A 13,613-nucleotide genomic window follows, 5' to 3' on the forward strand; every position below is an offset into this window, starting at 1 on the left:
AACCAGGCGAAACAGGGCGGAAAAATGCTGGGGGCATGGCATTTTTCCCCGCCTTTTCAGTGTTTGGCTCTTGTTGCGTCAGCAAAGCCTGTGTGTTAGGTGAGCGCTCGTGTTGCAGGGCAAGGGAGGGCCCGGTTCTGCAACCGTAAAGAAATTCAACATATCCGCCAAGGGGTTGGGCGGTCAGGCACGGGGGAATCCGGGCTGGACTGTCTCTTTCCCGAAGCGGCTACAAGAGAGAGACGCGCGGTGGCAGGGGAAGAACCGATCGTATCCGGCATGGCAGGCCGCTATGCCGTCGCCTTGTTCGAGCTCGCAAATGAGCAGAACGCCATCGATTCCGTTGCCGCCGATCTCGGCCGTTTCAATGGCCTGGTGGAAGAGAGCGCCGACCTCAAGCGCCTCGTTCGCAGCCCCGTCTTTTCCTCCGATGAGCAGACCAAGGCCATCACGGCCGTGCTGGATCGCGCCGGCATCGGTGGTCTTGCCGCCAATTTCATCAAGCTTGCCGCCCATAACCGCCGCCTCTTCGCGGTTGGCGACATGATCCGCGGCTTCACGGCGCTCGTCGCCAAGGCCCGCGGCCAGGCTACGGCCGACGTCACGGCCGCCCAGCCTCTCTCCGACGACAATCTCAATATCCTCAAGGACTCGCTCAAGGCGTCGACCGGCAAGGATATTACTCTCAACGTCAAGGTCGACCCGAGCCTCATCGGCGGTCTGATCGTCAAGATCGGTTCCCGCATGATCGACGCTTCGCTCAAGACCAAACTCCAATCGATCAAGATCGCCATGAAAGAGGTCGGCTGATGGACATCCGCGCCGCAGAAATTTCCGCCATTCTGAAGGACCAGATCAAGAATTTCGGCCAGGAGGCCGAGGTTTCGGAAGTCGGTCAGGTTCTCTCCGTCGGTGACGGTATCGCCCGTGTCTACGGCCTCGACAATGTCCAGGCCGGCGAGATGGTCGAATTCCCCGGCGGCGTGCGCGGCATGGCGCTGAATCTCGAGACCGACAATGTCGGCATCGTGCTGTTCGGTTCCGACCGTGAAATCTCCGAAGGCGACATCGTCAAGCGCACGGGCGCCATCGTGGACGTACCTATTGGCAAGGGTCTGCTCGGCCGCGTCGTCGACGCTCTTGGCAATCCGATCGACGGCAAGGGTCCGATTTCCTACGAGCACCGCGCCCGCGTGGACGTCAAGGCTCCCGGCATCATCCCGCGCAAGTCGGTGAACGAGCCGATGGCGACCGGCCTCAAGGCCATTGACGCCCTGATCCCGATCGGCCGCGGCCAGCGCGAGCTGATCATCGGCGACCGCCAGACCGGCAAGACCGCCGTGGCGCTCGACACCATCCTCAACCAGAAGCCGCTCAACCAGGGCAATGACGAGACCAAGAAGCTTTATTGCGTCTACGTCGCCGTCGGCCAGAAGCGCTCCACCGTCGCCCAGTTCGTGAAGGTGCTGGAAGAGAACGGCGCGCTCGACTACTCGATCATCGTTGCCGCCACCGCTTCCGACCCGGCCCCGATGCAGTTCCTGGCGCCCTTCGCCGGCTGCACCATGGGTGAATATTTCCGCGACAACGGCATGCACGCCGTGATCATCTACGACGATCTCTCCAAGCAGGCCGTCGCCTACCGCCAGATGTCGCTTCTGCTGCGCCGTCCGCCGGGCCGCGAAGCCTATCCGGGCGACGTGTTCTATCTCCACTCCCGTCTGCTTGAGCGCGCCGCCAAGATGGGCCAGGCCGCCGGTTTGGGATCGCTGACCGCGCTGCCGGTCATCGAAACCCAGGCCAACGACGTGTCGGCCTACATCCCGACCAACGTGATCTCGATCACCGACGGCCAGATCTTCCTTGAGACGGACCTGTTCTATCAGGGCATTCGCCCGGCCGTGAACGTGGGTCTGTCGGTGTCGCGCGTCGGTTCGTCGGCGCAGACCAAGGCGATGAAGAAGGTTGCCGGCAAGATCAAGGGCGAGCTCGCTCAGTATCGCGAAATGGCCGCCTTCGCCCAGTTCGGTTCGGACCTCGACGCCACCACCCAGCGCCTGCTGGCTCGTGGCGCCCGCCTCACCGAGCTCCTGAAGCAGGCTCAGTTCTCGCCGCTGAAGATGGAAGAGCAGGTCGTGGTGATCTATGCCGGCGTCAACGGCTACCTCGACAAGGTCGATGTCGCCAAGGTGAAAAGCTTCGAGAACGGCTTGCTGGCCAAGCTGCGCGCCGAAGGCTCGATCCTCGAGGCGATCCGCTCCTCGGGCGATCTGGCCGATTCTGTCGGCGCCCAGCTCAAGGACCAGGTCGAGGCATTCGCCAAGACCTTCGCCTGATCGTTCGGCTCTCGTTAGGAAGGCGAAGCGATGCCCTCGCTTAAGGACCTTAGAAATCGCATTGCCTCGGTGAAGGCGACGCAGAAGATCACCAAGGCCATGCAGATGGTCGCGGCCGCCAAGTTGCGCCGCGCCCAGAGCGCGGCCGAGGCGGCGCGTCCCTATGCCGAGCGGATCGATGCGGTGCTGGCGAACCTCGCCGGCTCGATCGCCGATCCGCGCCAGGCGCCGCCGCTCCTGGCCGGCAACGGCAAGGACCAGACCCATCTCCTGGTGGTCTGCACCGGCGAGCGCGGCCTGTGCGGCGCCTTCAACACCTCGATCGCCCGCCTGGCCCGCGAGCGTGCCAATGCGCTGGTGGGCCAGGGCAAGACGGTCAAGATCCTCTGCGTCGGGCGCAAGGGCTATGACGTGCTCAAGCGCCAGTTCGAGAAGAACATCATCGAGCTGGTCGATTTCCGCGCCGTGCGCACTCTCGGCTTCGAGCAGGCCGATCTTGTCGGTTCGAAGGTCCGCAAGCTCTACGCCGATGGCGAGTTCGACGTCTGCACGCTGTTCTACTCGACCTTCAAGTCGGTGATCTCGCAGATCCCCACCGCCAAGCGCCTGATCCCCGCCGAAGTGCCGACGCCCGATCCCAAGGCGGGCGAGAGCGGCCAGAAGATCGCCTATGAGTATGAACCGGATGAAACGTCCATCCTCGCCGAGCTACTGCCGCGCAACATTTCGGTCCAGGTGCTGCGCGCTCTGCTCGAGAACAACGCCTCCTTCTATGGTTCGCAGATGAGCGCCATGGACAACGCCACCCGCAATGCCGGCGAGATGATCAAGAAGCAGACGATCACCTATAACCGCACGCGCCAGGCGATGATCACCAAGGAACTGATCGAAATCATCTCGGGTGCGGAAGCACTCTGAGGTTAGGGCCCAAGGAGTATCGTGATGACGTCCTATACGACTTCTGGATCGACCAAGGGTGGCCGCGAGGGCCGTGCGGTTCTCGACAATGGCGGCCTGGCGCTCGCCATGGCCTTCCCGAAAGAGCTTGGCGGCGATGGCGCGGGCCATAATCCCGAGCAGCTCTTCGCGCTCGGCTATTCAGCCTGCTATGGCCAGGCGATCGTGGCCCTCGGTCGCAAGCATGGCCTTGACGGGGGTGCCGCCAAGATCACTTGCGCCGTGACCCTGACCAAAGACGACATCAGCTTCGCCCTCTCGGTGGAGCTGAAGGTCCATATTCCCGGCGCCGACCTCGAAAAGGTCAAGGCGCTGGTCGAGGAAGCCCACCAGATCTGCCCCTATTCCCGGGCGACCCGCAACAACGTGCCTGTCACGCTGACCGTCGTCTGATCCGTTTCAAGACTTAGAGAGACTTTGGAGAACCCCATGGCCAACAAGACCGGACGCGTTGCGCAGGTCATCGGCGCCGTCGTCGACGTGAAGTTCGACGATCATCTGCCCGAGATTCTGAACGCGCTTGAAACCATCAACAACGGCCAGCGCCTGGTGCTGGAAGTCGCCCAGCATCTGGGCGAATCCACCGTTCGCTGCATCGCCATGGACATCTCCGAAGGTCTGGTGCGTGGCCAGGAAGTGACCGATACCGGCGTTCCGATCGCGGTGCCGGTGGGCGATGCCACACTCGGCCGCATCATGAACGTCATCGGCGAGCCGATCGACGAAGCCGGTCCTGTGAATGGCGAAGGCTTGCGCCCGATCCATGCGCCCGCGCCTAGCTTCGCCGAACAGTCGACGGAAGCCCAGATCCTCGTCACGGGCATCAAGGTCGTCGACCTCCTGGCTCCCTACGCCAAGGGCGGCAAGATCGGCCTCTTCGGTGGTGCCGGCGTCGGCAAGACTGTGCTCATCCAGGAACTGATCAACAACATCGCCAAGACCCATGGTGGCTATTCGGTGTTCGCCGGTGTCGGCGAGCGTACCCGCGAAGGCAATGATCTCTATCACGAGTTCATCGAAGCCGGGGTCAACGACGATCCGCATAATCCCAAGGGCATCCAGTCGAAGTGCGCGCTGGTGTTCGGCCAGATGAACGAGCCTCCGGGCGCTCGCGCCCGCGTCGCCCTCACCGGCCTCACCGTCGCCGAGCATTTCCGCGACCAGGGCCAGGACGTGCTGTTCTTCGTCGACAACATCTTCCGCTTCACCCAGGCCGGTTCCGAAGTGTCGGCGCTGCTCGGTCGTATTCCTTCGGCCGTGGGCTATCAGCCGACGCTCGCCACCGACATGGGCGCGTTGCAGGAGCGCATCACCACCACCACCACGGGTTCGATCACCTCGGTGCAGGCCATTTACGTGCCAGCCGACGACTTGACCGACCCGGCGCCCGCGACCTCCTTCGCCCATCTCGACGCCACGACCGTGCTCTCGCGTTCGATCGCCGAAAAGGGCATCTACCCTGCGGTCGATCCGCTCGACTCGACCTCGCGCATGCTCACCCCGGCCGTGGTCGGCGAGGAACATTACGCGGTGGCCCGTCAGGTGCAGCAGATCCTGCAGCGCTACAAGTCGCTGCAGGACATCATCGCCATTCTCGGCATGGATGAACTGTCCGAAGAGGACAAGATGACCGTGGCTCGCGCCCGCAAGATCGAGCGTTTCCTGTCGCAGCCCTTCGACGTCGCCAAGGTGTTCACCGGTTCGGACGGCGTGCAGGTTCCCATCGAAGATACCGTCAAGGGCTTCAAGGGTATCGCCGAAGGTCAGTATGACTACCTGCCGGAAGCCGCCTTCTACATGGTCGGCACCATCGAGCAGGCCGTCGAGAAGGGCAGGCGCCTGGCCGCCGAGGCCGCGTAAGCCAAGTTGATCGGGGACGTCATGCGCGTCCCCTCTTCTTTCTAGGAATTAGGGACCGCTCCGATGGCCAGCTTCCAATTCGAACTCGTCACGCCTGAGAGGCTGCTGTTCTCCGGCCCGGTCGATTCCGTCGTCGTGCCCGGCAGCGAGGGCGATTTCGAGGTGCTGCCCCTGCATGCGCCTCTGATGTCGACCATCCGCCCCGGCGTGATCGTGGTGAAGGAATCCGGCGCCGCCGCGCCCCGCCGCCTGTTCGTGCGCGGCGGTTTTGCCGATGTGAACCCGGCCGGCCTCACCATCCTCGCCGAGCAGGCTATTGCGGTCGAGGACCTTACCGCCGAGAGGCTGCGGAGCGAGGTCGCCGCCGCCGAGGCCGAGGCCAACGCGACCAATGGCGACATCGCCAAGGCCAACGCCGACCTCAAGGTCGGCCAGCTCAAGGATCTGCAGAAGACGCTGGGTTGATGTTCGCCTTAAGCCGTGGAGTTTGGAAAAGCGCGCTCCGGCGCGCTTTCTTGTTGGTGCATGTCGCAAATCGCGTATACGCCCCGCGTTCATTTGCGCTCTGATCCACTCCTGAGAACGGAGAGGTGCACCATGCTCACGGCGCAGATGCGGGACCTGATCGCCCATCACAGCCTCGGCCTCGTGGCCACGGTGACGCCGGAGGGAGCGCCGGCTGTTTCGCCCAAGGGCACGTTTCTCATTCATGACGACAGGACGATCGCCTTCTCCAATATCCGCTCGCCCGGCACGGTGAGGAATATCGCCCGCAATCCGGCTGTCGAGGTCAATTTTATCGATGTCCTCCACCGCACGGCCTGCCGGATTCGCGGTGCCGCCCGCCTGTGCACTGCCGCGGAGCTCCCGGACGGACTGCATGCGCGCTTCACGGAGAAATGGCCGCAACTGGCGGGCATGATGAAAGGCTTCGTGCTGATCGAGATCGCCGACGCCAAATTCCTGCGCTCGCCGGTCTATGACATCGGCGAGGAGGCCGACGCGCTCGCGCGGCATTGGAGCGCCTATTACAAGTCGTTGGCCGAGGGCTGACTCCGGAAACACTGGCATTTCCATAAGAGACGCGGGATCCCCTGGGACCGCAGGCGTCTCGCCTGTATCTTCCTTTTCCGCAAGCGACCCGGTTCCCAGAGGCAGGCGAGACGCCTGCGGTCCCAGGGGATCCCCCGCCTCTGTCTGCGAGGTTGCCCAGGCTCACCCGTTCAGCTGGATCGTTGCCAGCAGCGCCTTCGCCACTTCGGCGGTGACCCGGCGCTTGTAGCGTTCATGCACCATCTGGCCGTTGTGGAAGACCTTGTGCTCGACATAAACCATATGGCCGTCCCAGCGCAGGATATTGTCGGTCTCCGTCGTCTCGATGACATTCAATCCGGGTACGAGTTGGCCTTCGGTGGTCTTGTCGCGCATTCAGGTTTTCCTCCCCTTTTTTGATTCCGCGCAGCAGGGCGTCTGCCAGCATAGCCCGACTTCGCGCCGAAAGGGAAAGGGGAATCGCTAGCCATCCCCTTTGAGATGCCTCCTGCCATCACAATCGGCACTTTGCTCGTGATCTGTCCTTGACTGATTGAACGTTCAAAATAATGTGCCTGGATGCCCAGCAGTCTTCCCTCCTCTCTCGATCGCCCCGTCCGGCTCCGCCGCGTGGATGCCGGCGATGTGCGGCGGCGCCAGCTGATCGAGGCCACCATCGTCGCCATCGCGGAAGTGGGCTTCAACGCCACCACCATCGCCGAGATCGCCCGCCGAGCGGATGTCTCCACCGGCCTGGTCTCCTTCTATTTCGGCGACAAGGACGGGCTGCTGGAAGCGACGCTGCGCCATCTCGCCCGCGAATTGTCGCGCGCCGCGGCTGCCCGCATGCGCGATGCCACCACGCCGCGTGCCCGCGTGCAGGCGGTGATCGACACCATGCTCGGCGCCAGCCAGTTCGAGCGGCGTATCGGCACAGTCTGGCTCGCCTTTTGGGCGCAGGTGCCGCATTCGCCCAACTTTGCCCGCGTGCAGCGCGCCTATCACCGCCGCCTCTCCGGCAATCTTTCCTATGCGCTGCGCCCCATCCTGATGCGCGACCCGGCCCGGGCGCTCGCCGAGGCGATCGCTTCGATGATCGATGGGCTCTGGCTGCGCGCCACTCTCGCCAACGATCCCGATGGACGCATGGCCCGCATGGTCGCGGGCGGCTTCGTCGACAGTCAATTCATGCTGCTCGGCATCGGCCGGTAGCCAAGGAGTCCTTGAAACCATGCGTTACGGCGTTGTGAAGAACCATATCGGCGGCAGTTTCGTCGATGCCACTTCGGGCGAGACCTTCCCCTCGATCGATCCGGCCACCGGCGAGACGATCGCGGAGATCCAGCAGGCCGGCGATGCCGACATCGAGCGCGCCGTTGAAGCCGCCAAGGCCGGCTTCGCGGTCTGGTCGCGCATGACGGGCGCCGAGCGCGGCCGCGTCCTCAGGCGCACGGCCGACATCCTGCGCGAACGCAACCAGGCGCTCGCCGAGATCGAGACGCGCGACACCGGCAAGCCGATCCAGGAGACGATTGCCGTCGACGTGCTCTCCGGTGCCGACTGCCTGGAATATTTTGCCGGCATAGCAGCGACGCTGACAGGCGAGCATGTCGATCTCGGCCCCGCCGCCTTCGGCTATACCCGCCGCGAGCCGCTCGGCGTGGTCGCCGGCATCGGCGCCTGGAATTATCCGATCCAGATCGCCTGCTGGAAGTCGGCCCCGGCGCTTGCCTGCGGCAATGCCATGATCTTCAAGCCTTCCGAGCAGACGCCGCTCACCGCCCCCTATCTCGCCGAGGCCTTCAAGGAAGCCGGGCTGCCGAATGGCGTCTTCAACGTCGTGCAGGGCGATGCCCGCGTCGGCAAGGCGCTGGTCGCTCATCCCGTCATCAAGAAGGTCTCGCTCACCGGCGAGGCCGGCACCGGCCGCATCATCATGGCTAACGCCGCCAAGACGCTGAAGCATGTCACGCTGGAACTCGGGGGCAAGTCGCCTCTGATCGTGTTCGACGATGCCAAGCTCGACAACGCCGTCTCGGGCGCCCTGCTCGGCAATTTCTACTCGGCCGGCGAGGTCTGCTCGAACGGCACGCGGGTCTTCGTGCACCGGAAGGTCAAGGACGAATTCCTCACCAGGCTCAAGGCGCGCACCGAGAAGATGGTGATCGGCGATCCCCTGGATCCCAACACGCATGTCGGGGCCCTCGTTTCGCAAGAGCACCTCGAAAAGGTGATGTCCTATATCGAGAAGGGCAAAGCAGAGGGCGCCAGGGTGCTCACCGGCGGCAACCGGGTTACCGCCGGCGCACTCGCCAAGGGCGCCTTCGTCGCCCCCACCGTGTTCGACGGCTGCCAGGATGACATGGCAATCGTGCGCGAGGAGATCTTCGGGCCGGTGATGACGGTGCTGAGCTTCGAGGACGAGGACGAGGTGGTGGCGCGGGCCAACGACACCGAATATGGCCTCTCGGCCGGTGTCTTCACCACGGACCTTGCCCGCGGCCATCGCGTCATCGCCAATCTCGAGGCCGGCACCTGCTGGATCAACCAGTACAATGTCACGCCGATCGAGCTGCCCTTCGGCGGCGTGAAGCTGTCGGGGTTGGGTCGCGAGAATTCGCGCGCGGCGGTGGAGCACTACACGCAGATCAAGAGCGTCTATGTCGCCCTGGGCGATATCGACGCACCGTACTGAGATTCTCCCGGGTGCGCGGACGTCTCGTCCGCACTCTTGGGAGACGTGACGTTTGTGAGAAGGGAAGAGCGGACGAGACGTCCGCGCACCCGGGAAAACCATGACCGATACCTTCGACTACATCATTGTCGGCGCCGGCTCGGCGGGGTGCGCGATGGCGAGCCGCCTGACCGAGAACGGCACGCACACCGTCAAGGTGCTGGAATTCGGCGGCAAGGATGGCTCCGTCTTCATCCAGATGCCGAGCGCACTCTCCATCCCGATGAACTCGCCGAAATATGACTGGCGCTACCACGCCGAGCCCGAGCCGGCGCTCGGCGGGCGCAGCCTGCACACGCCGCGCGGCAAGGTGCTGGGCGGCTCCTCCTCGATCAACGGCATGGTCTATATCCGCGGCCACGCCATGGACTATGAAGCCTGGGCAGAGGACGGCGCGCGCGGCTGGAACTATGCGAGCGTGCTGCCCTATTTCAAGCGCGCCGAGGGCCGCGAGGAGGGTGGCGACGAGTATCGCGGCAGCGACGGCCCGCTCAAGACCTCCTATGGACGGCTGAAGAACCCGCTCTACCAAGCCTTCGTCGATGCGGCCGCCGAAGCCGGCTATCCTACGACACCGGATGTCAACGGCTACCAGCAGGAGGGCTTCGGCCGCATGGACATGACGGTCTACAAGGGCCGCCGCTGGTCAGCCGCCAATGCCTATCTTAAGCCGGCTATGAAACGACCGAACCTCTCGGTCGAGACCCATGCGCTGGCGAGCCGCATCCTGTTCGAAGGCCGGAAGGCGGTGGGCATCGAATATTGGCAGGGCTCACAGCTCAAGCGCGTCAAGGCGCGCCGCGAGGTGATTCTCTCCGCCGGCCCGATCAACGACCCCCAACTCCTCAAGCTCTCCGGCATCGGCCCCGCCGCCGAATTGCAGGCCATGGGCATCGAGGTGCTGCATGATTTGGCGGGCGTCGGCGAGAACCTGCAGGACCATCTCGAATTCTACTTCCAGATGGCGAGCACCCAGCCGATCACGCTCTATTCGGTAGTCAATCCGCTCGCCAAGGCGAGGGTGGGCGTGGAATGGCTGCTGCGCAATACGGGCCTGGGCGCCACCAATCATTTCGAGACCTGCGGCTTCATCCGCTCGCATGCCGGCATTGCCTATCCCGACATCCAGTATCACTTCCTGCCGATGGCGGTGAGCTATAACGGCGCTTCGCTCGCCAGCGAGCACGGCTTCCAGGCCCATGTCGGCCCGATGCGCTCCAAGAGCCGCGGCCATATCCGGCTGAGATCGAAGCATGCGCGCGAGGCGCCGCTGATCCGCTTCAACTATATGAGTCACTCGGACGACTGGACGGAGATGCGCGCTTGCGTGCGGCTGACGCGCGAAATTTTCCAGCAGAAGGCCTTCGAGCCCTACCGCGGCCGCGAGATCCAGCCGGGTCCGGACGTGACCTCGGACGAGGCGATCGACGCCTTCATCGCTCAGCATGTCGAGAGCGCCTTCCACCCCTCCGGCACCTGCAAGATGGGCGATCCCTCCGACCCGATGACGGTGGTGGATCCGGAAACCCGCGTCGTCGGCATCGAGGGCCTGCGCATTGCCGATTCCTCGATCATTCCGCTGATCACCAACGGCAACCTCAATGCGCCCTCCATCATGATCGGCGAAAAGGCGTCCGATCACATCCTCGGCAAGACCATGCTGCCGCCGTCCAACGCGCCCTTCTATCAGGCGAAGGACTGGCAGACGAAGCAGCGGTAAGCCTTGCCGGGGACACCGATTGGTGTGCCGACCTCCAGGTCGGCATGGAACCGGGACGTTCGAGGAAAGAGTGCCGACCTGGAGGTTGGCACACCGAGCCAGCGCATATGCCGAAGGTGCGTTGTCCCTCGCGCCTCAGCCCGAGATCGGCTGGGCTGTAAGCTTGATGCCCAGGGCTTTGATGACGCCGAGCAATGTCGTCAGTTGCGGGTCGCCTTCCGAACTGAGCGCCTTATAGAGTGAGGCGCGTGTAACACCCGCGTCCTTGGCGACCTGCGCCATGCCGCGTGCACGTGCGATGGTTCCGAGCGCATTTGCGATATAACCGGCATCCCCCGTCTCGAGGGCATCCGTCAACAGTTCAGCCTGTGCCTTCGGATCAATCAGATAAGGGGCGGCGTCGAAGGGGAGTGTCTCTAGTGCCATGTGTCTACCTCCTTCAAAGTTCCTTCATCATTTCTTTTGCCACCCTGATGTCCCGGGCCTGTGTCCGCTTATCGCCGCCACAAAGCAGAATCACCAGAGTTCGACCTTACTGGACGAAATAAAGTCGGTAGCCCGGGCCATAGTCGATACGAAGTTCGCTAAGGCCATCACCGGCCGGTTTGACATCCCCGAAAAGGCCGGATTGCAGTCGAACTAGCCTTTGCGCAATTCGCTCGACCGCTCGGCGATCTGTGAGGTCGGCAAGCCATTCCTGGAAAATGCGGGTCTGCCGAACCTCGATCATGTGTTTCTTATAGGAAACAAATCGTCATGTGTCAACTATAGGAGACAAACATGAGTCTCCCCGGCTTTGCAGGCATTACGCCCATCTTTAACTATGGTGCCTTCGGCGGCGGGGGCAGGGCGGCGAGGCCCTTGCTCGTGCCGTCCAGCTTGAAAGTGAAGTCGAGGGTGGTCTCAGGCGTCTGATGCAGGGTGAGGGAGGCGTTGCTGCCGGCCAGGAGGCTCTTGCGCAGGTCCTCATTTACCAGCACGTCGGCAAGACAGCCGGAAAGGTGGCAGCGCGTGAAGCCGGTGGTGCCTACATCATTGCCGTCGATGTTCAGACCGACGCCCGTCGGCACCAGCACGCCAAGCGGGGCGATGATGCGCAGCAGGAGCCTGTTCCGGTCCAGCCGGATCAGGAGGACATTGGCATAGAGGTCCGGGTCCTGGGCCGGGCTTGCCGTCTGCACCAGGGCGCATTGCTTGCCGGGGCCCGCGGGCGGATCGCATTGCAGCTGCCAGTCGCCGAATTGCGGAGCCGGCTCGGGTGCCGTCGCCTGTTGGGCCGCCGCCATGGGTAGCAGAGCGAGGCTGGCCACGACGGCAAGCGCGAAACGCAGGAAGCCTCTCGAGACCACCCTGGGAACGAACATGGATACCTCCGAACTGCCCGGCCGCCGTTCTCAGCATCGCGCTGCCCTGGATGCAACAGGAAAGTTCCCAGTCCGTTCGAGAACTGCTGGTTCGATGATCGGCTGGCGGTGGCGGTGTGATCAGGCGTGCACAAACTCCACGAAGGTAAAGCGGCCCTCGAGAGCAAGGGCAATGAGATCACCCGGTATGGTCCGCATGGTTGGCGAAAACTCCGACCGTGGGACGGCGACACGATTTACAGTTGCAAATTCCCCTGCGACAGGAAACAACGATTACAAGGCCCTCTCACGCTTTCGAACATCCATGCAGCTCGACGAACGCGACCGCATCGGCGGACCGCCACGCCAACAATGGGCAGGAGGCCCCATCGTCGGCCTGGTGATCATTGCCCTTCTCGTATGTGGCGGTCTCTATTTCTACCGTGATATCGACGGCCTGTTGAACTTCGGGCGCCAGTCCGTCGCGGGCGCTGTCGGCAAGGGAATCGGCGCCGATTTCAGCGCGGTCTACCAGCATCTCGGCATCGTGCCCCTCGCCGCCAATGTCGCTTATCAGGACAATGTCCAGGCCGCCCTCGGCAAGCTTCAGGTCGAGCCTTGCGACAAATCCGGCATCTATGATCTCTCTGTTGCTCTGGAGCAGACTGGCAAGGTTCTTGCCGCGGCGCAGGCTCTGGAAGGCTTCGCCAAGGCCTGCAAGAGTACTGAGAACGAGCTCTACCGTGCCGCCGATCTCTATTTCGGCCTTGGCGACTATGACAAGGCCGTTACCCTGGGCGATGAACTGATCAAGGCCAACCCCTATAATGGCCAGATCCAATATCTGCGCGGCCAGGCCTCCAATGCCAAGGAGCGGTGGGCCGATGCGCTGCCCTTCTACATCAACGCCATCGAGTTGCTGGGCAGCCCGAAGGACATCAACTCGGCCGTCTTCTTCCAGCTCGCCAATATCTACGATCACCTCGGCCGCTCCTGCGATGCCATCACAGCGATCGAGACCTGGGTCATGCTCGATCCGGTCGAGCGCGACACCACGCAGACAAAGAAGATGGTCAGGGATTACGCCGCCAGGGGCACGTGCGACACCGATACCGCCAAGGGCACCGATCGTTTTAAGCAGTCAGACAATGGCGTCATCCTGGTCAAGGCACAGGTGAACAACACGTCCGGCACCTTCATCGTTGATACCGGCGCCTCTTTCGTCGATCTCACCGAGGACTTCGCGAAGAAGGCCCAGGTCGATATCATCAACGCCGGCGCGGTAACGCTTCAGACCGCCAATGGCGAGATCACGGCTGATCTCGGATCCGCCTCCACGGTGCGCCTCGGCCACGCTCAGGCAAGCAAGGTCGTTCTCGTGGTCCAGAAGCCTACGCTCGGCAACGGCGTGGATGGCCTCATCGGCATGTCGTTTCTCGCTCGCTTCAATTTGACGATGACAGGCGGAGAACTTTCGTTGAAGGCCAAGAGCACGCCTTGATGCGGCTTTCGAAGAAAGAACGCAGGAAAATCCTCGCCTTTTCCGGCCGGAACCACTATGTCAGCGCGATCAACGCGACAGCATCGATAGCAAAGGCGTGAGCCGTGGGGCTCGCGCGGTGGGAGAATTG

The 13,613-nt window shown here is 63.1% G+C and carries 14 protein-coding genes and 1 pseudogene; 11 read left to right on the forward strand and 4 right to left on the reverse strand.

The features are described 5' to 3' along the window. The first annotated feature begins 249 nt into the window (after positions 1–249). The 7 genes from QQL24_RS03090 (at position 250) to QQL24_RS03120 (ending at position 6,206) form a co-directional block, all read left to right on the forward strand. Positions 250–810 carry a F0F1 ATP synthase subunit delta gene (locus QQL24_RS03090; RefSeq protein WP_284310409.1) on the forward strand — a complete coding sequence of 187 codons (561 nt, stop codon included), beginning with the start codon at positions 250–252 and terminating at the stop codon, positions 808–810. After that, positions 810–2,336 carry a F0F1 ATP synthase subunit alpha gene (gene atpA / locus QQL24_RS03095; RefSeq protein WP_284310410.1) on the forward strand — a complete coding sequence of 509 codons (1,527 nt, stop codon included), beginning with the start codon at positions 810–812 and terminating at the stop codon, positions 2,334–2,336. The genes QQL24_RS03090 and atpA overlap by 1 nt, the downstream gene beginning before the upstream one ends. Positions 2,337–2,366: 30 nt before the next feature. Next, positions 2,367–3,254: a F0F1 ATP synthase subunit gamma gene (locus QQL24_RS03100; RefSeq protein WP_284310411.1), complete on the forward strand. Its 888-nt coding sequence runs from the start codon at positions 2,367–2,369 to the stop codon at positions 3,252–3,254. Between the two features lie 24 nt (positions 3,255–3,278). Continuing rightward, entirely contained in the window at positions 3,279–3,686 is a 408-nt protein-coding gene (locus QQL24_RS03105) for an organic hydroperoxide resistance protein (protein WP_284310412.1), read from the forward strand. Positions 3,687–3,722: 36 nt separating this feature from the next. After that, positions 3,723–5,153, forward strand: a complete 1,431-nt coding sequence (gene atpD / locus QQL24_RS03110; RefSeq protein WP_284310413.1) for a F0F1 ATP synthase subunit beta — start codon at positions 3,723–3,725, stop codon at positions 5,151–5,153. A gap of 63 nt (positions 5,154–5,216) precedes the next feature. Beyond that, positions 5,217–5,618, forward strand: a complete 402-nt coding sequence (locus QQL24_RS03115) for a F0F1 ATP synthase subunit epsilon (protein WP_284310414.1) — start codon at positions 5,217–5,219, stop codon at positions 5,616–5,618. 132 nt (positions 5,619–5,750) lie between these two features. Beyond that, a complete protein-coding gene (locus QQL24_RS03120) occupies positions 5,751–6,206 on the forward strand; it encodes a pyridoxamine 5'-phosphate oxidase family protein (protein ID WP_284310415.1) in 456 nt (151 codons plus the stop codon). Between the two features lie 162 nt (positions 6,207–6,368). Here the strand turns inward: QQL24_RS03120 and QQL24_RS03125 are convergent, their stop codons facing one another. Continuing rightward, positions 6,369–6,581, reverse strand: a complete 213-nt coding sequence (locus QQL24_RS03125; RefSeq protein ID WP_284310416.1) for a hypothetical protein — start codon at positions 6,579–6,581, stop codon at positions 6,369–6,371. A 183-nt stretch (positions 6,582–6,764) separates the two neighbouring features. On the opposite strand from QQL24_RS03125, the gene betI reads away from it, so the two are divergent. The 3 genes from betI (at position 6,765) to betA (ending at position 10,639) form a co-directional block, all read left to right on the forward strand. Beyond that, positions 6,765–7,397, forward strand: a complete 633-nt coding sequence (gene betI, locus QQL24_RS03130) for a choline-binding transcriptional repressor BetI (protein WP_284310417.1) — start codon at positions 6,765–6,767, stop codon at positions 7,395–7,397. A gap of 19 nt (positions 7,398–7,416) precedes the next feature. After that, positions 7,417–8,880, forward strand: coding sequence for a betaine-aldehyde dehydrogenase (gene betB / locus QQL24_RS03135; RefSeq protein ID WP_284310418.1), 1,464 nt, complete (start codon positions 7,417–7,419; stop codon positions 8,878–8,880). Between the two features lie 100 nt (positions 8,881–8,980). Next, positions 8,981–10,639, forward strand: a complete 1,659-nt coding sequence (gene betA, locus QQL24_RS03140) for a choline dehydrogenase (RefSeq protein WP_284310419.1) — start codon at positions 8,981–8,983, stop codon at positions 10,637–10,639. A 135-nt stretch (positions 10,640–10,774) separates the two neighbouring features. Here betA and QQL24_RS03145 read toward each other — a convergent pair whose 3' ends face one another. From QQL24_RS03145 to QQL24_RS03155, 3 genes and pseudogenes are all read right to left on the reverse strand, one after another. Further along, a complete protein-coding gene (locus tag QQL24_RS03145; protein WP_284310420.1) occupies positions 10,775–11,065 on the reverse strand; it encodes an addiction module antidote protein in 291 nt (96 codons plus the stop codon). Between the two features lie 13 nt (positions 11,066–11,078). Continuing rightward, a pseudogene (locus QQL24_RS03150) lies at positions 11,079–11,369 on the reverse strand (type II toxin-antitoxin system RelE/ParE family toxin). A 91-nt stretch (positions 11,370–11,460) separates the two neighbouring features. Beyond that, positions 11,461–12,003 (reverse strand): invasion associated locus B family protein, encoded by a 543-nt coding sequence (locus QQL24_RS03155; RefSeq protein WP_284310421.1) that lies wholly within the window; start codon positions 12,001–12,003, stop codon positions 11,461–11,463. A 304-nt stretch (positions 12,004–12,307) separates the two neighbouring features. Here QQL24_RS03155 and QQL24_RS03160 point away from each other — a divergent pair, with 304 nt between their 5' ends. Then, entirely contained in the window at positions 12,308–13,483 is a 1,176-nt protein-coding gene (locus QQL24_RS03160; RefSeq protein ID WP_284310422.1) for an aspartyl protease family protein, read from the forward strand. Positions 13,484–13,613 lie beyond the last annotated feature (130 nt).

Source organism: Labrys miyagiensis (assembly GCF_030160835.1).
GTDB classification, from domain to species: domain Bacteria; phylum Pseudomonadota; class Alphaproteobacteria; order Rhizobiales; family Labraceae; genus Labrys; species Labrys miyagiensis.